General features: G+C 62.6%; 16 protein-coding genes and 2 riboswitches. Of the genes, 14 read left to right on the top strand and 2 right to left on the bottom strand.

The window, feature by feature from the left end; translation table 11 throughout:
- Nucleotides 1-43: 43 nt before the first annotated feature.
- From C8C98_RS17970 to C8C98_RS17960, 3 genes are read left to right on the top strand one after another with little or no spacing between them, the layout of a single operon-like run.
- Complete coding sequence (locus C8C98_RS17970; protein ID WP_121455397.1) at nucleotides 44-2,167, top strand: TonB-dependent receptor; 2,124 nt, start codon at nucleotides 44-46, stop codon at nucleotides 2,165-2,167.
- Nucleotides 2,157-3,563 (top strand): MFS transporter, encoded by a 1,407-nt coding sequence (locus C8C98_RS17965; RefSeq protein ID WP_121455396.1) that lies wholly within the window; start codon nucleotides 2,157-2,159, stop codon nucleotides 3,561-3,563. The genes C8C98_RS17970 and C8C98_RS17965 overlap by 11 nt, the downstream gene beginning before the upstream one ends.
- Nucleotides 3,560-4,870 carry an FAD-dependent monooxygenase gene (locus tag C8C98_RS17960; protein ID WP_233574589.1) on the top strand — a complete coding sequence of 437 codons (1,311 nt, stop codon included), beginning with the start codon at nucleotides 3,560-3,562 and terminating at the stop codon, nucleotides 4,868-4,870. Before C8C98_RS17965 ends, C8C98_RS17960 begins: the two co-directional genes overlap by 4 nt.
- A gap of 140 nt (nucleotides 4,871-5,010) precedes the next feature.
- Here C8C98_RS17960 and C8C98_RS17955 read toward each other — a convergent pair whose 3' ends face one another.
- Entirely contained in the window at nucleotides 5,011-5,793 is a 783-nt protein-coding gene (locus C8C98_RS17955) for an SDR family oxidoreductase (protein ID WP_121455395.1), read from the bottom strand.
- A gap of 141 nt (nucleotides 5,794-5,934) precedes the next feature.
- Between C8C98_RS17955 and C8C98_RS17950 the strand changes: the two genes are divergently transcribed.
- Entirely contained in the window at nucleotides 5,935-7,635 is a 1,701-nt protein-coding gene (locus C8C98_RS17950) for an electron transfer flavoprotein-ubiquinone oxidoreductase (RefSeq protein ID WP_121455394.1), read from the top strand.
- 140 nt (nucleotides 7,636-7,775) lie between these two features.
- Here the strand turns inward: C8C98_RS17950 and C8C98_RS17945 are convergent, their stop codons facing one another.
- Nucleotides 7,776-8,225 carry an Lrp/AsnC family transcriptional regulator gene (locus C8C98_RS17945; protein ID WP_099658598.1) on the bottom strand — a complete coding sequence of 150 codons (450 nt, stop codon included), beginning with the start codon at nucleotides 8,223-8,225 and terminating at the stop codon, nucleotides 7,776-7,778.
- 367 nt (nucleotides 8,226-8,592) lie between these two features.
- Here C8C98_RS17945 and C8C98_RS17940 point away from each other — a divergent pair, with 367 nt between their 5' ends.
- The 10 genes from C8C98_RS17940 (at nucleotide 8,593) to C8C98_RS17900 (ending at nucleotide 20,399) form a co-directional block, all read left to right on the top strand.
- Nucleotides 8,593-9,564, top strand: a complete 972-nt coding sequence (locus C8C98_RS17940) for a TRAP transporter substrate-binding protein (RefSeq protein WP_121455393.1) — start codon at nucleotides 8,593-8,595, stop codon at nucleotides 9,562-9,564.
- Between the two features lie 127 nt (nucleotides 9,565-9,691).
- Nucleotides 9,692-10,186: a TRAP transporter small permease gene (locus C8C98_RS17935; protein ID WP_121455392.1), complete on the top strand. Its 495-nt coding sequence runs from the start codon at nucleotides 9,692-9,694 to the stop codon at nucleotides 10,184-10,186.
- Between the two features lie 85 nt (nucleotides 10,187-10,271).
- Nucleotides 10,272-11,549 (top strand): TRAP transporter large permease, encoded by a 1,278-nt coding sequence (locus tag C8C98_RS17930; RefSeq protein ID WP_121455391.1) that lies wholly within the window; start codon nucleotides 10,272-10,274, stop codon nucleotides 11,547-11,549.
- Between the two features lie 8 nt (nucleotides 11,550-11,557).
- Nucleotides 11,558-11,665: riboswitch (glycine riboswitch) on the top strand.
- Nucleotides 11,666-11,678: 13 nt separating this feature from the next.
- Nucleotides 11,679-11,809, top strand: a riboswitch (glycine riboswitch).
- A gap of 48 nt (nucleotides 11,810-11,857) precedes the next feature.
- Nucleotides 11,858-13,015 (top strand): glycine cleavage system aminomethyltransferase GcvT, encoded by a 1,158-nt coding sequence (gcvT, locus tag C8C98_RS17925; RefSeq protein ID WP_121455390.1) that lies wholly within the window; start codon nucleotides 11,858-11,860, stop codon nucleotides 13,013-13,015.
- A gap of 102 nt (nucleotides 13,016-13,117) precedes the next feature.
- The gene (gene gcvH, locus C8C98_RS17920) at nucleotides 13,118-13,492 is read left to right on the top strand and encodes a glycine cleavage system protein GcvH (RefSeq protein ID WP_121455389.1); all 375 of its coding nucleotides are present in this window, start codon (nucleotides 13,118-13,120) and stop codon (nucleotides 13,490-13,492) included.
- 155 nt (nucleotides 13,493-13,647) lie between these two features.
- Nucleotides 13,648-16,575, top strand: a complete 2,928-nt coding sequence (gene gcvP, locus C8C98_RS17915) for an aminomethyl-transferring glycine dehydrogenase (RefSeq protein ID WP_121455388.1) — start codon at nucleotides 13,648-13,650, stop codon at nucleotides 16,573-16,575.
- Between the two features lie 346 nt (nucleotides 16,576-16,921).
- Nucleotides 16,922-17,221 carry a hypothetical protein gene (locus C8C98_RS21640; protein ID WP_147436405.1) on the top strand — a complete coding sequence of 100 codons (300 nt, stop codon included), beginning with the start codon at nucleotides 16,922-16,924 and terminating at the stop codon, nucleotides 17,219-17,221.
- A 292-nt stretch (nucleotides 17,222-17,513) separates the two neighbouring features.
- Nucleotides 17,514-17,915, top strand: coding sequence for an FKBP-type peptidyl-prolyl cis-trans isomerase (locus C8C98_RS17910; protein WP_121455387.1), 402 nt, complete (start codon nucleotides 17,514-17,516; stop codon nucleotides 17,913-17,915).
- 8 nt (nucleotides 17,916-17,923) lie between these two features.
- Entirely contained in the window at nucleotides 17,924-18,970 is a 1,047-nt protein-coding gene (locus C8C98_RS17905) for a MerR family transcriptional regulator (RefSeq protein WP_121455386.1), read from the top strand.
- Between the two features lie 73 nt (nucleotides 18,971-19,043).
- Nucleotides 19,044-20,399: an MFS transporter gene (locus C8C98_RS17900; RefSeq protein WP_255423177.1), complete on the top strand. Its 1,356-nt coding sequence runs from the start codon at nucleotides 19,044-19,046 to the stop codon at nucleotides 20,397-20,399.
- Nucleotides 20,400-20,438: the final 39 nt, after the last annotated feature.

Genomic DNA, 20,438 nt, shown 5'->3' with positions numbered 1-20,438 from the left:
CCAAATAAGAACAATTCTCATTTTATACAAATGAGTACACAACATGCCGCACCACTTCACGCGCGCCAAGTCGCCACCTCATGTACGGCTGCCCTTGGCGGCTGCCTGCTTGGCCAGCCTGTGCAGCCTGGGATGGGCCCAGACCGCTGCACCGGATGCCACGCTGCCCGATGTCACGATTTCCTCAGGCAAACGTGACCAAGCGTTGTCCCGATTCATCGGCAGCGCCGTGGTGCGCGATCATCAGGCGCTAGAAGACGCTCAGATTGCGACGACACAAGACCTGCAGCGGGTGCTGCCCGGGGTGCAAATTTCGCAAAGTGCCTCATTTCTGTACCCCATCATCAGCCTGCGTGGTGTGTCCTCGGCCCAGGACTTTTACAACCCAGCGCTGACGGTTTACGTCGACGGCGTCCCCCAGTTACCCATTTTTGCCATCCAGTCACTGCAGGACGTGGAACGGGTCGAGCTGCTCAAGGGGCCCCAAGGCACGTTGTATGGCAAAAGCGCACAAGGCGGGGTGCTCAACATCATCGGCCAGCGCCCCGACAATGAGACCCGGATGCACTTGGGCGCAGGCGCGTCCAGCCGCGGCGGCTACCGCGTCGAAGGAACTGCCAGCGGCGCTATAACGCCCAACTTGCTCTACGGTTCAGTGTCTGTCTCGCGCGATGACGCCCTCGGCGCGCTGTACAACCCGGTCACTGGCCAAGACCACCAAGGCGGCGCCCGCGCCACCCTGGGCGCCGCCAAGCTGCGCATGGCACCAACGGGAGCGCCCTGGGAAATGGCGCTGAACCTTGGTCGCGAGTGCACACGCGCAAGCCAAGACGCCTATGTGCCCTGGGACAACATCGAAAGCCAGCAAGCCTATGTGATGCCGACCATGCCCACCGCAGTGGCCAGCTTCGCGCAGCGGCGCTGCACGACAAGCCAGACCCTTAGCGGTCAATACGACCTGGGCGACTGGCGCCTGTCTGCCACCACCGCCTGGCAAGACGCTGACATCGCCCGCCGCTACCCCATTGGCCCCTACGACAGCCAGCAACCGGAGACGTGGAAACAAAACATGCAGGAGATTCGCCTGGCCACCCGTGGCAAGGACTCCGCAGGCAACCACACCCGCGCGTGGGATGGCGTCTTCGGCCTGTACCGCCAGTCCGTGCAACAAAGGCGCGACTACGTCAACGCACTACCAACCTATGGCTTGACAGGCTTGAACTCTGCATCCTCCAACAACAGCAGCTCGGTGGCTGGCTACGGTGATGTCATTTGGCACGCCACCTCTGCGCTGGACTTGAGTGCGGGCATTCGCCACTCCAAAGACAAGGCGTCCACGAATTTCGCTGGTGCATCCCTCAACGCGGCCTACAGCATGGACCGCTTCAGCGGCAGTGGGCGCATCGATGGCAACACCACCCTGGGCAAGCTGGGCGCGGCCTACCAATGGACGCCCGCCTGGCGCAGCTACGCCACGGTGTCGCAGGGCTACAAGCCCGGCGGCTTCAACCTGGCACCATCCAACGCCTACGACGCCCAGCCCTTTGGGCGCGAGCGATCCACCAGCGTCGAGCTGGGCTCGCGCTGGCAACAGGGGGACTGGCAAGTCGGCGCAGCGCTGTACCAGGTGGCCATCCAGGACACGCAGCTGTACCGCGGCAACGACCTGGGCTACCAAACCCTGCGCAACGTCGGCGACACCCGCTCGCGTGGGCTGGAGCTAGATGCCCGCTGGAAGCTGAACGCGCAGTGGACGCTGGACGCCTCCGCAGCGGTGAACAAAGCCACGTTCCGCCGCTATGAAGACCCCGCCTCTTGCGCTGCATGCACGGGCAACGACGTGCCCTTTGCACCCCATCAATTGCTGTCGCTGGGCTTGAGCGGGCGCTTTGCCACGGGGTGGGGTGTGCTGCGGCCCACACTCTCGGTGCGCCGCACGGGCTCGCAATATTTTGACGCTGCCAATACCCTGCGCCAAAACGGCTACACCTTGGTCGACCTGTCACTTCACTGGGCCATTGACAGCCACTGGCAAATCACAGCCTACGCACACAATCTGACTGACAAAAAATACCGCGTGTACGGGTTCAGCAACGCCGCTGTCGGCACCATGGCGCAAGTGGCGCTGCCGCGCACCGTGGGTGTCATGCTGGCCTATGACTACTGAGTCCACCACCGCTTTGCGGGTGCATCCACACTCAGAGCGACCCACACTGGCCCTCACCACCAGCGCACTGTGTGCGGCACTGCTCGGTATCTATGCGGTGCAAAGTCTCATCACGGGGCTGGCCACGCAGGCTCTGCCGGCCTTGCTGCGCAGCACAGGGGCGTCTTTGCAAACCACTGGCCTGGCCTTTTTGGTGTTGGCTCCGTGGGTGCTCAAAGGCCTGTGGGCCCCCTGGGTGGAACGCTGGAGACTGCCCGCAGGCCGCGCAGAGCGGCGCTCGCGGCCCCTGATTCTGGCTGGGCAATGGCTGGTAACCCTGTGCATGACCATGCTATGCGCCTTGGCCCCCCGCAGCGCACAGGCAGCAGGCTGGAGCCATAACCAGCTGACCGCCGTGGTAGCACTGCTGGCCATGGCTGCCCTGGCCACCGCCACTGTGGACATCGCAGCCGACGGCTTTGCCATCGATCAACTCCCAGTGCACCAACGTGGCTGGGGCAATGTGGCGCAAGTGGGCGGCAGCTACATCGGCATGGCCATGGGCGGCAGCGTTTTTGTTCTGCTGTTTGAACAGGTGGGCTGGGCAGCCGCCATAGGCACAATGGGCGTGCTGACAGCCGCCCTCACACTGCCCTTGTGGCGACTGCGCGAGCCACCACGCCCAGTCGCTGATTTAGCCGATGCAGCCAGCACCCACCACCGCGCCCACTGGCGCCATGCCTGGCAAAGCACCGCAATGCGCTCGGGCATGGTGTTGGTGCTGGGCTTGGGCCTGGGGGTTCGGCTGTGCGCAGGCATGCTCGGTCCCTGGCTGATCGACCGCGGTGTGGGCATGGCCCAGCTGGCAACGTTTTGGGGAGTGGGCGGGCTGTGCGCAGGGCTGGCAGGCACCGTGGCCGCAGGGGCGCTGGTGCAGCGTGCCGGGGTGTGGCGGGCCTTGCACGCTGCGCTGGCCATCGAAGCCACAGCGCTGCTGCTGGTCGCCATCTGCGCAGCATCAGCAGCACCCACCGCTGCGCTGCTGGCGGCAGCTACCTTCTTTTTGATCGCCATGGCGTGTGGCTTTGTCGCGCGCTACGCCTGGCTCATGGGCCTGACCAGTGCGCGCCAGCCGGGGCTGGACTTCACCCTGCTGCAATGCACCGATGCCGCCGTGGCCATGGTCGGCGGCGTAGCGGGTGGTTGGATGGCCTCACTCACGGGCCACCCCCACAGCTTCGCCACAGCCGCCGCCTTAGGGGCGCTGGCCCTGGCGTTGCCAACCTGGGTGCGCCGACGCGGCGGCCTGGCCGCCACGCCGGACCAGCGCAGCCCAGGCCCGCAGCAGGGGCCACACCACCCCGCTGCCGAGCCACCTTGCATGACTTCCTCTGACAAACCAAGCACCTCCCCATGATGACCTCGGCACAACCCCAATCCATTGCCCAACCCATTGCCCCAGCCAAAGCAGCCCGCCTCACCACGGGCGCACCAGTGCGGGACCCCACCCCTGCGCATCGCAATGCGCCCTTGGCGTTGATCGCAGGTGCTGGCATCGCGGGCCTGGCCGCTGCTTGGTGGCTCCACCACATAGGCTGGCGCGTACACGTCGTGGAGCGCGCCAGCCACCTGCGCGATGGCGGACACATGATGGGACTGTCTGGCCCTGGCCTGGGCACCGCCCGGCGCATGGGGCTGGTGCCCGATCTCAAAGCCGTCGCTTACCCCGACATGGGCACACACACCTACCGCGACCGGCGGGGCCGCGACATCCTGAGCGTGGACTACCGCCAACTGCTGGCCGAGATGGACTGGATCACGCTGCGGCGCACGCAGTTGGTACATGTGCTGCACAACGCCGTACGCGACCATGTCCAGATCAGCATGGGCACCTCGGTGCAGGGGCTGCAACACGACCCCGCCGGAGGCCTCCTCAGCGTCCTGTTATCTGATGGCAGCAGTTGCGAAGCCGATTTGCTGATCGCCGCCGACGGTGTCCACTCCAGCCTGCGCGCCCAGCACATTGCGCCCTCTGCCGATTGCTTGCGACCGCTGGGGTATCGCTACGCGGCCTATGACATTCCCGAGAATTGGCAGCCGACAGAAGACTTTGTCTCGTACGCAGAGCCCGGCCTGCAAAGCGAGTATTACAGCCTCGACGCCCAGCGCACTGCCGCCTTGCATGTGTGGCGCAGTCCCGTCCACGGCCCCGTCCCCCTCGAAGGCAGGCATGCTCTGCTGGCCCAAGTCACCGCCCACAGCCATGCCGTGGTGCAAAGCGGGCTGGCCGCTGTGCAGGCCGGCACAGAACTGGTCATCGACGACCTGGCGCTGGTGGTTTTGCCCAGTTGGCACCGGGGCCGCATCTTGCTGATGGGCGATGCAGCACACAGCCTGTCGCTCATCTCGGGCCAGGGGGCGGGCATGGCGCTGGCATCGGCTGGCGTGTTGGCGCAAGAGCTGGAACGCAGCACTGGCAAAGGCCAGGCCCCCAAGGCAGAGCAACTAGAGCAAGCACTGGTCGCACACAGGCGCAGGCTGCACCCGACCATCGAACGCCTGCAACGGCGCAGCCGCAAGATCGCCCCCGCCTTTGTGCCTGCCACGCCGGTGTCCTTCTACCTGCGCAATCTGGCCTTGCGCTGGATGCCAGGGGCTGTGATGCGACGGGTGTTCCTGAGCGGACTGAAATCCGAGGCTCAGGCGATGGCGGCATTGGAGTGACCAACGCGCCGCAGTGAAAGCGAGAGCGGCAAAGCCTCAGCGCAGGGCCGCCTGCACGTCAAAAACTCAAAAATGATAGCTACCCACACTTACCAGATAAGGGCTAGAAGGGCATTTCCATCAAAACCCTGCCACCCGAATCAAATCGCAAAGCCGTCGTCCGCCGCAATCACCGCGCCGTTGATGAAATGGCTCTGGTCGCTGGCCAGCATCACCAGCAGCGCGTCCAGGTCTTCGGGGCTGCCCACACGCTTGCGCGGCAGCATATTCACCAGCTTTTGGCCTTGTTCGGTCTGCCAGTGGTGGTGGTTGATTTCGGTGTCGATGTAGCCGGGGCAAATGGCGTTCACGTTGATGCCAAACTTGCCCCACTCCATCGCCATGGCGCGCGTCATGTGCACCACGGCGGCCTTGCTCATGCAGTACACGCCGATCTGGGGCAAAACCTTCAGGCCGGCCATGGATGCAATGTTGATGATGCGCCCGCCCGTGAAGCTGCCCGGCGCTGCACCGCGCGAACGGGCCAGCATGCGCTTGCCCACCTCTTGCGCCACAAAAAAGGCGCCCTTCACATTGGTGTCGAAGACGTAGTCGTAGTCCTCGGGTGTCACGTCCTGGATGCGCTGGGTCGTGCTCACGCCCGAGTTGTTGACCAGGATGTCGATAGAGCCCATCTCGGTCTCTGCGTGCGCCACGGCAGACTTGATGGAGTCGTGGTCGGTCACGTCCAGCTCGACCACATGGGCATCACCGCCCTCGCCTTCGATGCGCGCGCGCAGCTCCTTGAGCTTTTCGATACGGCGGCTGGCCAGCACCACGCCCGCGCCTGCACGCGCCAGGGTGCGGGCAAACTGTGCGCCCAGCCCGCTGGATGCACCGGTGACAAAGGCCACGCGGCCGGACAAGTCGATGCTGTATGCCATTGAAAGCCTCCGATTTCCACAAAAAAGAACGGTCGTTCGATTGTCTGTATTCCTTGAATACAATCAGTCGCCAGCCAGACAGTGGTTCACACTCCTGTCTGTAGAAAATCAGACCATTATCAAACGCCCGACGAGACGCTCATGACGAACGAAGAAATATTGACCCAGTACGGTCCCCGCGAATCCATGGAGTACGACGTGGTCGTTGTGGGCGGCGGCCCAGGCGGCCTGTCCACCGCCATCCGGCTCAAGCAACTGGCCGCTGAAAAGGGCCAAGACGTCTCGGTGGTAGTGCTGGAAAAAGGCTCTGAGCCTGGCGCGCACATTCTCTCGGGCGCCATCATGGACCCCAAAGCCCTGACCGAGCTGATCCCCGACTGGAAGGCCAAGGGCGCACCGCTGAACCAGCCCGTCACCGATGACGCCTACATCTTCCTGAGCAAAAAATCGGGCTTTCGGGTGCCCAACCCGCTGCTGCCCCCCTTTGCGCACAACCACGGCAACTACATCGTGAGCCTGGGCGCCGTCACCAAGTGGCTGGCCGAGCAGGCCGAGGCCCTGGGTGTGGAAATCTTCCCTGGCTTCACAGCGGCAGAGGTGCTGTACAACGACGATGGCTCCGTGCGCGGCGTGGCCACGGGCAACCTGGGCATTGGCAAAGAAGGCGAGCCCACCGACAACTTCCAGCTGGGCATGGAACTGCTGGGCAAGTACACCGTGTTTGCCGAAGGCGCACGCGGCCACCTGGGTAAGCAGTTGATTGCGCGCTTCCACCTCGACGAAGGTCGCGACCCACAAAGCTTTGGCATCGGCATCAAGGAACTGTGGGAGATCGACCCCAAGCGCCACCAGCCCGGCTTTGTGATGCACACCGCTGGCTGGCCCATGGAAAACGACACCTACGGCGGCGCGTTCCTCTACCACCTGGAAGGCAACAAGGTCGCTGTTGGCTTTGTGACCGGCTTGGGCTACACCAACCCCTACCTCAGCCCGTTTGAAGAGTTCCAGCGCTGGAAGACGCACCCCAACGTCCGCTACTACTTCGAGAATGAAAAGGGCGAAGTCACCGCCAAGCGCCTGTCATACGGCGCACGCGCCATCAACGCCAGCGGCATCAACGCGCTGCCCAAGACGGTGTTCCCTGGCGGTGCGCTGGTGGGCTGCAACGCGGGCTACCTGAACGTGGGCCGCATCAAGGGCAGCCATGCCGCTATCAAGACCGGCATGCTGGCCGCAGAAGCGGCTTACGAAGCCATCGTGGCGGGCCGCCAGCACGACGAGCTGAGCGCCTACCCCAAGGCGTTTGAGGCCAGCTGGCTGCACACCGAGCTGAACAAGGACCGCAACTTCAAGAACTGGTTCAAGTACGGCCTGACCACGGCCACACTGATGAACGGGTTCGAGCAGTTCGTGCTGCGCGGCCACATCCCCTGGACGCTGCACCGCGACAAGCCCGACCACGCGTACCTGAAGCCTGCCGCTGAGTGCAAGCCCATCGACTACCCCAAGCCCGATGGCAAGCTGACGTTTGACCGCCTCTCCAGCGTGTTCATCAGCAACACCAACCACGAAGAGAACCAGCCCGCGCACTTGACGCTCAAAGACGCCAGCGTGCCCGTCAACATCAACCTGGCGAAATACGCAGGCCCCGAGGCGCGCTATTGCCCCGCAGGCGTGTACGAATTTGTGCCCGACACCGCCAAGGGCGGCGATGCCCAGCGCCTGCAGATCAACGCGCAAAACTGCGTGCATTGCAAAACCTGCGACATCAAGGACCCCACGCAGAACATCGTGTGGGTCACCCCCGAAGGCGGTGGCGGCCCCAACTACGCGGGCATGTAAGGCGCACCCGTCCTGTACATCGAGGCTCCTTCGGGAGCCTTTTTTGTGGGCCTGCCATGTCGATGCAGGGCGCGGCGAATCACCGCCACGAACAACCATTGCTCTCAAATCAATAGCTTCCAGCGCTTTCAGAATAAGCGCTACAGCGGTAAATCAGCCTTCTTTAGCGTGCGCAACACAAAGCTCGAACGGCTGTGGCGGATGCCTTTGATCTTGTAGAGCTTCTCGCGCAGCAGGCGCTCATAGTCCCGCGTGTCTTTGACCACTACGCGCAGCAGGTAGTCGTAGTCGCCCGATACCAGGTGCGCTTCGATCACCTCCGGAATACTCGCCAGCGTTTCGCCAAACTTCTCCAGCGTGTTGTCGGAATGGCTGTCGAGCGTGACCTGCACCAGCACCGTGTCGGCCAGGTCTAGCGCCTGCGGGTTGATGCGCACCGTGTAGCCCTGGATCACACCCGCCTCTTCCATCTTTTTGATGCGCCCCCAACAGGGCGAAGGGCTCAGCCCCACAGCCTGCCCAATCTCTTGCAAGCTGGCGCGGGCATCAGCCTGCAGCACCGCGAGAATTTTCCGGTCAATCTTGTCCATGCTGCGCATTATTCCGCCATAGGCGACTATTCAGAAGAGTTTTCTGAATTTCTCAAAAATCAAAGACAAAACAGAAAACAAAACCAGGAAGCAATCCGCATACTTGCTCCATCAAGGCGCTCTTACCGGAGCCGCACAAACTGCCAAGGCCCCGGCTGGTTACCGCCAGCACGGGGCGCTTGCCATGTTGGGTATCTAATGCCAGCACCACCCACCCTGCCACCCACAACACCTACACGGCCTGTAGCCCATGTGACTGATAAGCACACTTACCAGCACAAACCCCGATGCTCCTGCGGGAAGCAGGCCAACATAATGAATCCAAATCGGCGTGCCACCGTGGGCGCGCCGCACAACAGGAGACACCATGCAATTGACCAAACTCGTCGTTGGACTGAGCCTTGCGCTCGGCTTTGTGGCCACTGCCGCAGCGCAGACCACCATGCGCATCAGCATCTCTACGGCCCAGAACTCGCACCAGGGCGTGGCCATCGACACGTTTGCCAAAGAAGTGGAAAAGCGCACAGCCGGTCGCTACAAGGTGCAGACCTTCTACAACGGCGCACTGGGCGGTGAGCGTGAGTCGATTGAAGCCGTACAACTGGGCACGCAAGAGCTGGCATTCAGCTCCAGCGGCCCGGTGCCCAACTTTGTGCCAGAGACCAAGATCCTCGATGTGCCCTTCCTGTTCCGCGACAAGGCCCATGCCCGCGCGGTGCTCGATGGCCCCATCGGCCAAGACCTGCTGGCCAAGTTCGATGCCAAGGGCTTCAAGGCACTGGCCTGGGCCGAAAACGGCTTTCGCCACATGACCAACAGCAAGCGCGATGTGAAAGAGCCCGGCGACCTCAAGGGCCTGAAGATGCGCACGATGGAAAACCCGGTGCACATTGCCGCGTACAAGGGGTTTGGCATCATCACCACGCCCATGGCCTTCCCTGAGGTGTTCACAGCCCTGCAACAGGGCACCGTGGACGGGCAGGAAAACCCGCTGTCGGTCATCATCTCGGCCAAGTTCGACCAAGTGCAAAAGCACCTGTCCCTGACCGGCCACGTTTACTCGCCCGCCATCTTCGTGATGAACAAGGCGTCGTTCGACAAACTGTCGGCGGCTGACAAGCAAGCCTTCCTTGACGCAGCCAAGGAAGGTGCCAAGGCCAACCGCGCCCGCGTGGATGAAGACGATGCCAAGGGCGTGGCCGACCTGCGCGCCAAGGGCATGACGGTGATCGACAACGTTGACAAAGCCAAGTTTGTCGCAGCCCTGGCACCAGTGAACGCCGAGTTTGAAAAGCAGTTTGGCAAAGCCGCGCTCGACAAGATTCGCGACGTCAAGTGACTCAACCATTGATGCGACGCGCAAGCGCGAGGCAGACACGCCGCCGCTGACCCCGAACGCCCGTGGCGCCTGTGCCTACGGGCGTTTTGTCTTCTCATACTTTCTGTTCAGTGGCGGCCTGCACCCCATGAAAAACGCTTTTTTAACCTTTGAACGGTGGACCACATCCACCGCCATGCTCGGGGCCTGCGCCATGCTGGCCCTGGCCTCTGCCCTGGGCATGTTCCAGATCCTGATGCGCTTTGTGCTGGAGCAGCCTGCCGAGTGGACTGAAGTGCTCATCCGCTTCAGCCTGATCTGGATGGTGTTCCTCGCCATCCCGGCGGCCTTTCGCCAAGGCGCCATGGTCAGCGTGGACGTGCTGTACCGCTGGAGCCCCCCGCGCATGAAGCGTGTGCTGGACTGGGTGGTGACGCTCGCGGCGCTGGCGCTCATCCTCATCATCGTGTGGTTTGGCTGGGACTACGCGCGCCGCGGCGGTGTGCAAAGCATGGCCGGGCTGGAGTCTGTGTCCATGTTCTGGGCCTACCTGGCCATGCCAGTCGGCGGCTTGTTTTGCATCGTCGGCATCATCGGTAATCTGATCGACCCACTGCGCATGGAACTGGAGACTGCCCAATGAACGCCGCGCCGAGCCGCCTCAAGCAAGTGAACGGCCCCCTTGGGGGACAGCGAGGACATGCATTGCCGAGCGTGGGGGCCACGCTATGAGCGTCGTAATGATCTGCACCATGGTGCTGTGCTTTGCACTCACCGTCTCCGTGGCCGTGTCCATCGGGCTGGCGTCCATCCTGGGCATCCAGGTGTCCAACGCCAACATGCTGATTTCGGTGAAGGAAATGTTCGCCTCGATCAACAAGTTCCCGCTGGCGGCCATTCCGTTCTTCATCCTGGCAGGCAACCTGATGGAAACCGGTGGTATCTCACGCCGGCTGGTCGAGTTTGCCAAGAGCATTGTGGGCGGTGTGCAGGGTGGCCTGCCCATGACCTGCGTGCTCACCTGCATGATTTTTGCCGCCGTGTCGGGCTCGTCGGTGGCCACCACGTTTGCGATCGGCGCCATCCTGATTCCGGCGCTCATCAAGCACGGCTACCCCACCAGCTACGCGGCGGCGTTACAGGCCACCAGTGCCGAGTTGGGCGTCATCATTCCGCCCTCCATCCCCATGATCCTGTACGGCGTGAGCGCCGAGGTCTCGATTGGCGAGCTGTTCATTGCAGGCTTTGGCCCCGGCATCCTCATCAGCCTGGCGCTGATGGCGTTTGTGTGGGCGTACTGCAAATACAAGGGCTGGGGCAAGAACGATGGCGATGGCCGCCTGTCCTTTGGCAAGGCCACGTTGCAAGCGGGCTGGGCGCTGCTCATGCCCGTCATCATCCTGGGCGGCATCTACGGCGGCGTGTTCACCCCCACCGAGGCCTCGGCCGTAGCCGTGTTCTACGCATTGATTGTGGGCGTGGTGATCTACCGCGAGATCAAGATCAAGGACCTCTTCGCCATTTTGCGCAAGTCGGCCATCTCGTCGGCCGTGATCATGTTCATCATCGCCAATGCCGGTCTGTTTGCCTTCCTCATCACCCGCGCGGGTGTGCCTGATGCGATTGGCCGCTGGTTGGAATCGGTGCTGCAATCGCCTGCCATGTTCTTGCTGGGCGTGAATGCGGCGCTGTTCGTGATCGGCATGTTCATCGAAACCAGCGCCGCCATCATCGTGCTGGCGCCCATCCTTGCGCCGGTGGCCATGCACTTTGGCATCGACCCGGTGCACTTCGGCCTGATCATGGTGGTGAACCTGGCTTTGGGCATGATCACGCCCCCGTTTGGTGTGAACCTGTTTGCCGCCTGCACGGTGGCCAAGATCTCGCTGGACCGCATCGTGGGACATCTGCTGCCGTTTGTAGGCGTGATCCTGGCGTGCCTCATGGTCATCACCTACGTGCCTTCGATTTCGCTGGCACTGCGCGATCTGGTCTACGCAAAGTAGGCTTACAATCGCGGCCGTCAGGAGAGAGTGTCCCACCTTGAAACCCAAGGCAGCGCGGCACCGCCGAAGGCGCAGGCAGCAGCCGAACGCTCAGGCAAAAGGACTGACCACCGCCCGCAGTGATGCGGGCGTTCCCTTGCTGGAGAGAGGTGGTCCCCACATGAAAACTGTGTGCGAGGCCATCCACCGAAGGAGCAAACCGCACGGCCAGCCAGGGCACTGCGGTGAATCTCTCAGGTAAAGCGGACAGCAGGGCAAATGTCGTAACCCGCATTGGGTTGCGCTCCCTATTTGCCCTGGAGTCACCCATGTCCGCACCTTCTGCCACGCCAGCCGCCCCCCTGCTCTCCACACCGCTGAACGCCCTGCACATTGAGCTGGGCGCCCGCATGGTGCCGTTTGCCGGCTATTCCATGCCCGTGCAGTACCCCGCTGGTTTGATGGCCGAGCACGTACACACCCGCACCGCTGCGGGCCTGTTTGACGTGTCGCACATGGGCCAGCTCAAGCTGATCGGTGCCGACGCCGCCGCCGCGTTCGAGACCCTGATGCCCGTGGACGTGATCGACCTGCCCGTGGGCAAGCAGCGCTACGGCCTGCTGCTGACCGACGAAGGCACCATCATTGATGACCTGATGTTCTTCAACCAAGGCGTGGTGGACGGCGAGCCAACGCTGTTCGTCATCGTCAACGGCGCCTGCAAGGTGGGCGACATTGCCCACATCCAGGCCCGCATTGGCCAGCGCTGCAAGGTGGTACCCATGCCCGACCACGCCTTGCTCGCGCTGCAAGGCCCGCAGGCCGTCACCGCCCTCGCCCGCCTGGCGCCCGGCGTTGAAAAGCTGGTGTTCATGACAGGCGGCACATTCACCATCGCAGGCTGCGGTTGCTTTGTGACCCGCAGCGGCTACACCGGCGAAGACGGTTTTGAAATCTCGGTGCCCGCAGCGCAGGCCGACACCCTGGCCCGCGCCCTGCTGGCCCAGCCCGAGGTCAAGCCCATTGGCCTGGGTGCGCGCAATTCGCTGCGGCTCGAAGCCGGTCTGTGCCTGTATGGCAATGACATCGACACCACCACCACGCCACCCGAGGCAGCGCTGAACTGGGCCATTCAGAAAGTGCGCCGTACCGGTGGTGCACGCTCTGGCGGCTTCCCTGGCGCAGACAAGGTGTTGGCGCAGATCGACAACCCCGCCCCCCTGCCCCGCAAACGTGTCGGGCTGGTCGCGCTGGAGCGTGTGCCCGTGCGCGAGCACACCGAGCTGCAAAGCGAAGGCGGCCAGAAGATTGGCGAAGTCACCAGCGGCCTTCTGGGCCCCACGGTGAACGAACCCGTGGCCATGGGCTACGTGCTGCCTGCGTTTGCCGCCATCGGCACGCGCGTGAACGCCATCGTGCGTGGTAAGGCCGTGCCCATGGAAGTGCGCGCCATGCCTTTCACGCCCGCCAACTACTTTCGCGGCTGAAGCCAGCGGGGCGATGCTGCGTCATACGCCGCCCCTGCTGCAGCCGCTACATTCAGGTTTCGCGTTTTCAAACCCTTTTCAACCCATTTCGAGGAGCCCCTCATGACCGTCAAATTTTCCAAAGAACACGAGTGGATCAACACCGCTGACGCCGCTGCCGCTGTGGTGGGCATTACCGTGCACGCGCAGGACGCGCTGGGCGATGTGGTGTTTGTGGACCTGCCCGAAGTGGGCGCCACATTCAACCAAGGCGATGTGGCTGGCGTGGTCGAGTCGGTGAAGGCCGCTGCCGATGTGTACATGCCCGTCACCGGCGAGATCGTGGAAGTGAACGAAGCCCTGCGCGCCGACCCCTCGCTGGCCAACAGCGACCCGCTGAACACCGGCTGGTTCTTCAAGGTCAAGCTGGCCGACGCCAGCCAGCTCGACGGCCTGATGGACGAAACCACCTACACAGCCTTCGCTGCCAACGCGTGATGCCCTGATGGCTGGGTGGGCTCTGCGGCCCATTCAGCTTCAAAAACCATAGCTGCCTGCGCTTTATTCATCAGGGTTTCAAAAGAAATCCTTTGCAAAGCCCATCGAATCAGCGCAGCCAGCTCTCTTTTTCATAGCACCCCAGACTGCCCGCCATGACCGCCGCCCTGCCCACATCCCTGCCGTTGTCCGAGCTTGAAAACGCCACCGAATTCCTGCCCCGCCACATCGGCATTGATGCGGCTGATGAAGCGCACATGCTCTCGGTGATTGGCGAGGCCTCGCGCCGCGCGCTGATCGACTCCATCGTGCCCCGCTCCATCGCCCGCAGCAGCGCCATGGACCTGCCCCCGGCCACGACCGAAGCCGCCGCGCTGGCCGAACTCAAGGCCATTGCGGGCAAGAACCAGCTGCTCAAGAGCTTTATCGGCCAGGGCTACTACGGCACCCACACGCCCGGCGTCATCCTGCGCAACATCCTGGAGAACCCCGCCTGGTACACCGCCTACACGCCCTACCAGGCTGAAATATCCCAAGGCCGCATGGAAGCCCTGGTCAACTTCCAGACCATGGTGTGCGACCTGACGGGCATGCCGATTGCCAACGCATCCATGCTCGACGAAGCCACCGCCGCTGCCGAGGCCATGACACTGGCCAAGCGCTCGGTCAAAAGCAAGAGCAACGTGTTTGTGGTGGCGGGTGACGCGCATCCGCAAACCATCGAAGTCATCCAGACCCGCGCTCTGCCACTGGGCATCGAGGTCAAGCTGGCCAACTCCGCCGAAGAATGGAACACCCTGCTGGCGGGCGACTACTTTGCCGTGCTGGCGCAATACCCGTCCACCAGCGGCCGCATTGATGACCTGCGTGCCGACGCGGAAACAGCCCACGCCAAGCAAGCCGCCTTCATCGTGGCGGCAGACCTGCTGGCCCTCACGCTCATCACCCCGCCCGGTGAACAGGGTGCAGACATTGTGGTCGGCACCACCCAGCGCTTTGGCATGCCCATGGGCGCGGGCGGCCCGCACGCCGCCTACATGGCCTGCCGCGACGAATTCAAGCGCAGCATGCCCGGGCGCCTGGTGGGCGTGAGCGTGGACGCGCACGGCAAGCCCGCCTACCGACTGGCCCTGCAAACGCGCGAACAGCACATCCGCCGCGAAAAGGCCACCTCCAACATCTGCACGGCCCAGGTGCTGCCCGCTGTGGTGGCCAGTATGTACGCCGTGTACCACGGCCCCCAGGGCCTCAAGCGCATTGCCCAGCGCGTGGCCAGCTACACCGCCATCCTGGCCCAAGGCCTGAAGCAACTCGGCGCCCCCGTGCGCGAACAAGCCAGTTTCGACACCCTGAGCCTGCACACCGGCGCCGCTACCAAAACCATAGCTTCCCGCGCCGTATCCATGGGCGCTAACCTGCGCATTTACTTTGAAGAGTACCTGTGCATTGCGCTCGATGAAACCACCACACGCGCCGACATCGAGCTGCTGTGGAAAATTTTCGCCAAAGACGGCCAAGCCCTGCCCAGCTTCAGCGCGTTTGAAAACGGCGTGGAGCTGCTGATCCCCGCCGCACTGCGCCGCACCAGCAGCTACCTCACGCACCCGGTCTTCAACACCCACCACTCTGAGACCGGCATGCTGCGCTACATCCGCGCGCTGTCAGACAAAGACCTGGCGCTGGACCGCAGCATGATCCCACTGGGCAGCTGCACCATGAAGCTCAACGCCACCAGCGAGATGATCCCCATCACCTGGCCCGAGTTTGCTGGCGTGCACCCCTTCGCCCCGGCAGACCAGCAGCAAGGCTACCAAGAGCTGGACGAGCAGCTGCGCGCCTGGCTGTGCCAGGCCACTGGCTACGCAGGCATCAGCCTGCAACCCAACGCAGGCAGCCAGGGCGAATACGCGGGCCTCTTGGCCATCAAGGGCTACCACGAGTCGCGTGGCGAAGGCCATCGCAACATCTGCCTCATCCCCAGCAGCGCCCACGGCACCAACCCCGCCAGCGCGCAGATGGTAGGCATGCAGGTGGTGGTGACCAAGTGCGACGACAACGGCAACGTGGACATGGCCGACCTGCAAGCCAAGTGCGAACAGCACAGCGCCCACTTGGCAGCCATCATGATCACCTACCCCAGCACGCACGGCGTGTTTGAGACCAGCGTGAAAGAGCTGTGTGCCCTGGTGCACAGCCACGGCGGCCGCGTGTATGTGGACGGAGCCAACATGAACGCCCTGGTGGGCGTGGCCGCCCCCGGCGAGTTTGGCGGCGACGTGAGCCACCTGAACCTGCACAAAACCTTCTGCATCCCCCACGGCGGCGGCGGCCCCGGCGTGGGCCCCGTGTGCGTGGTGGCAGACCTCGTGCCCTTCCTGCCCGGCCTGCCCGGTCAGAGCGACCAGCCGCAAGCGCCCGCCGCAGGCAAAGTGGGCCCCGTCAGCGCCGCGCCCCTTGGCAACGCCGCCGTGCTGCCCATCAGCTGGATGTACATCCGCATGATGGGCGCCGACGGCCTGAAAGCCGCCACCGAAACCGCCATCCTCAGCGCCAACTACATCAGCGCCCGCCTCAAAGACCACTACCCCACGCTGTACGCCAGCGAGGGCAAAGACGGCAAGCCCGGCCACGTCGCCCACGAGTGCATTCTGGACCTGCGCCACCTCAAGGACACCAGCGGCGTCATGGCCGAAGACGTGGCCAAGCGCCTCATCGACTACGGCTTCCATGCGCCCACACTGAGCTTTCCCGTGCCCAACACACTGATGGTGGAACCCACTGAGAGCGAAACCCTGTCAGAGCTGGACCGCTTCATCGACGCGATGATCGCCATCCGCGAAGAAATCCGCCAGATTGAAGCAGGCAAGCTGCCGCAGGACAACAACCCGTTGAAAAATGCGCCTCACACTGCAGAAAGCCTGCTGAGCGGCGACTGGACCCGCCCCTACACCCGCGAAGCCGCCGCCTACCCCGTGGCTGCGCTGCGCCAAGCCAAGTACTGGTCGCCCGTGGGGCGCGTGGATAACGTGTATGGGGATCGGAATCTGTTCTGTAGCTGTGTGCCGGTGGAAGAGATGGCTTAAGCCGAGATTTCTCTGCGCCTGGGCGGACTCTGCGCAAAGCGGTGCAGCCCTATGGAAGTAGACAAAAAAGGCCTGAGAGATCAGGCCTTTTTTGTTCCGCCACACAGCGAGCATTCATACAGGGGGCCATTTCTGTCAACGCTGTCTGCGAATGCTTCAGCACCGCAACAGTCCGTTTAGCAGAGCAGACTTGGTAACAAACTGGAATAAATTTAGTATCATTGGCATAAACCAAAAATTAAATTTATTTTCCCAAAAAATAAATACAGAAGTTTGCGAGTTTTACAAATAACTTTTTATAAAAGTTCTTTTATAAAATAATTTTCATAAATATATAATTATCAAAATGCAGTTTACCAAAGAAGAAAAAAAGATGCTTGCTTGGCTTCGTCAGCAACACGAAGGCTGGCGTTCCGTTCGAGTAATAATTCTGACATGCTCCATTCTGTGCGCTTTATTTGCCGCCTTAGACATTTTCAGAACGGGTTTTGGTGTCCACCCATTTTTCCTAATACTCATTGCTGGTTACGGAGCAAGCTACACGCTGGGGAGTTGGTCAGGCCGCCCTGAAGTCTCTCTTTTGCTCAAATTGGTCGAGGCGCAACAGCCGCTGCGTGATGACCAACCCGGCGATCAAGTGGACTAACATTCAGCCAGCCAACAATTTCCATTTCCCTTATCCAAATAGGAAAATCCATGCAATTGCGTTAATTAATTAGAGAGGCACTCACTCAAATCGTACATGGTGTGCGTGACTCGCAAGAGCCGAATGGGGGCACTTCACTTTTGAATCAGCCCCTACTAACAACGCCAGAAGCACATTCACCGCCCTCAAAAGGGGCACAGAGGTTGGCAACTAAACAACCGCAAGACTTCGCAATGCGTTACAGGCAAAAGCCCCTAACATCAGGCCTTCGTTTTTTCCTGGAGTTTTCTTCATGCGCGTTCTTTTCGCCTTGCTCGCTTCGCTGGCCCTTGCCCCTGCCACCATGGCGCAGACAGCCCCTGTCACTACCGGCAGCGGTCTGGTGTACCAATCGATCAAAGACGGAACCGGCGAGTCGCCCAAGGCTACCGATACCGTGAAGGTGCATTACAAGGGCATGTTCCTCGATGGCAAGGAGTTCGACAGCTCTTACAAGCGCGGTGAGCCGACCGAGTTTCCGCTCAACCGCGTGATTCCCTGCTGGACCGAAGGCGTGCAGCGAATGAAGCCCGGCGGCAAGGCCAAGCTGACTTGCCCGCCCGGCATTGCCTATGGTGCCAACGGCGCTGGCGGCGTGATTCCACCCAACGCCACGCTGAACTTTGAGATCGAGCTGATTTCTGTGAAGCGCTGAGCTTCCAGATGCTGCTGAAGGTGGGAGAGCTGGCGCAGCGCGCGGGCCTGACGGTTCGCACGCTGCACCATTACGACGCCATCGGCCTGCTCACGCCTTCGGGCAGGTCAGAGTCGGGTTACCGCCTTTACGGCCAGGCCGATGTGCAGCGGCTGCACGCCATCCAGACGATGCGCCAGATGGGTCTGGCGCTCAATGACATCACCCACCTGCTGGAGGGCGACAGTGTGGCGCCCGAACGCATCATCGGCCAGCAGATCCGCGCGCTGGACCAACAAATAGCGCAAGCCACGGAACTGCGCGGGCGCCTGACCATGCTGCGCGACGGCCTGATGGCGGGGGCCGAGCCTGACATGGGTAACTGGCTCGAAGCGCTGGCGCTCATGACCACCTATGGAAAGTATTTCAGCTCGGCCGAACTCAAGCAGATCTTCAGCAGCTGGAACCTGATTGAGTCGGATTGGCTGGTCGTGAAGGACCTGGTGCAAAGCGCCATGGACCGCCAGTTGCCACCTGACACCCCCGAAGTCCAGGCGCTGGCCTACCGCTGGATGGGACTGATGCTGCACTGGATGGGGGGCGACTTGGACCTGCTGGAGCGTTGGGGTCACATGTTCCGCACCGAGCCCAGCACGCAAGGGCGCAACCATGCGCCCCCAGGCGAGATGATTGCGTACATCGAAACGGCCATCAAGCTGCGCATGGCACTCCTGGAGAAGTACCTGACACGCGACGACCTGCGCACGCTGGGCCATGTGCCGCACACCGACTGGGCGGCATTGGAGGCCGATGTGCAACAGCTTCTGGCCCGTGCCGTACCACACCAGCATCCTGACGCTGCAGCCGCCGCGCTGCGTTGGAGCGCGCTGTTCGACACACTGACGCGCAGCAGCCCCGAATTGCGCCAAAAGCTGCTCACAGCATCTGCCAGCGAACCGCTGCTACAGGCGGGTTCGCCCCTGAGCGCACCTGTGCGCTCGTATCTGCAAGCGGCGCTGGCACGCGCAGCCACAGCCAACGCATCGACTGAAGCGCGGCCATACGCACAGGGGTAAAAAAGTGCTCAAGAGTGCTTGACCCTCACGCAACGTGAGGGTCCATAGTGGGTCCCCATGAATGGATCGACCTATGACTATTGACACAGCATCCCCCCACAAGCCGCAGAGCCCCAGCACTGCCTCTGCCAAAGACCCACGCGCCGCGCTGTTCAAAGACCCCAACTTTCGCTGGATGACGGCTGGCTCTTTCCTGTCCATGCTGGGCGACCAGTTCACGCTGATCGCGCTGCCCTGGCTGGTACTGCAAATGACGGGGGACACGCTGGTGCTGGGCACTGTGCTGGCCCTCATCAGCATCCCGCGTGCGGTATTCATCCTGGTGGGTGGCGCGCTGGTAGACCGCCATTCGCCCAAGCAGGTGTTGATGGTCACCAAATACATCAACCTGGTGCTCCTGGCCGCACTGGCGGGGCTGGTGCTTGCCGGCACCCTGACGCTGTGGATGGTGTATGCCCTGTCACTGGGCATTGGCCTGGCCACTGCCTTCAGCATCCCTGCCGGCACGGCCATGATGCCCCACGTGGTAGCGCGCCCGCAGTTGCAGGCGGCCAATGGCATCAGCCTGGGCCTGCGCCAGCTCACCATGTTTCTGGGGCCGTTGCTCGCGGGGTTGTTGATTGCGTTGTTCGGCACCGGGGACACGGCCAGCGGCGAAACCACGCGCGCGAACGCCACCGGCATTGGCCTTGCCTTCGCGTTTGATGCGCTGAGTTTTGCGGTATCGGCCTGGACACTGCGGCAAGTGCAAACCCATGCGGCCCCCACCGCCCCCGCCGCCCCCACCGCTGCGCCGCAGGCGGTGCTGGCCTCTGTGGCGCACGGCCTGGCGCATTTTTGGCGTGACCAGGAATTGCGCACCTGTTTTCTCTACTGGAGCGCCATCGCCCTGTTCATCATGGGGCCCATCCACATCGCCATTCCGGTGCTGGCCAGCAGCACGCCGCAACTCGGCGCCGCAGCCTTTGGCACCATGGTGGGCGCGCATGGCGCAGGCACGCTGCTGGGCATGGTGGTGTCGGGCATGGTGCCTCGGCTGCGCGTCGGCAGCCTGGGCCTGACGATCTTGGCGTTCGATGCAGTCATTGGCGTGCTGTTCATGCCCTTGGGGCTGATCACGGCGGTGTGGCAAGGCGCTGGGTTGATGCTGGCCATCGGACTGTTGGGCGGATTCATGCAGGTGAGTGTGTTTACCTGGATACAGCAGCGTGTACCGCCTGCGCTGCTGGGCCGCGCGATGAGCCTGTTCATGTTCATCTTCATGGGCTTGGCACCGATCTCTGCGGCTGTGACGGGGTGGGTGATGAAGGGCATCACGCTGGCCCAGTTGTTCGCAGCCAGCGGTGGCACGCTGCTGGTGCTAGCCGCTCTGGCCTTGCTATTCACACCGATGCGCCAGGTGACGGACACGGCCCCCGCTGCGCGCTAAAAAACGCGCTGAACACATCGGTCGGCGCCGAAGCGAGAG

It is taken from the genome of Acidovorax sp. 106 (assembly GCF_003663825.1).
In the GTDB taxonomy this organism is placed as follows: domain Bacteria; phylum Pseudomonadota; class Gammaproteobacteria; order Burkholderiales; family Burkholderiaceae_C; genus Acidovorax.
This window is presented reverse-complemented; position numbering and strand designations above follow the sequence as displayed.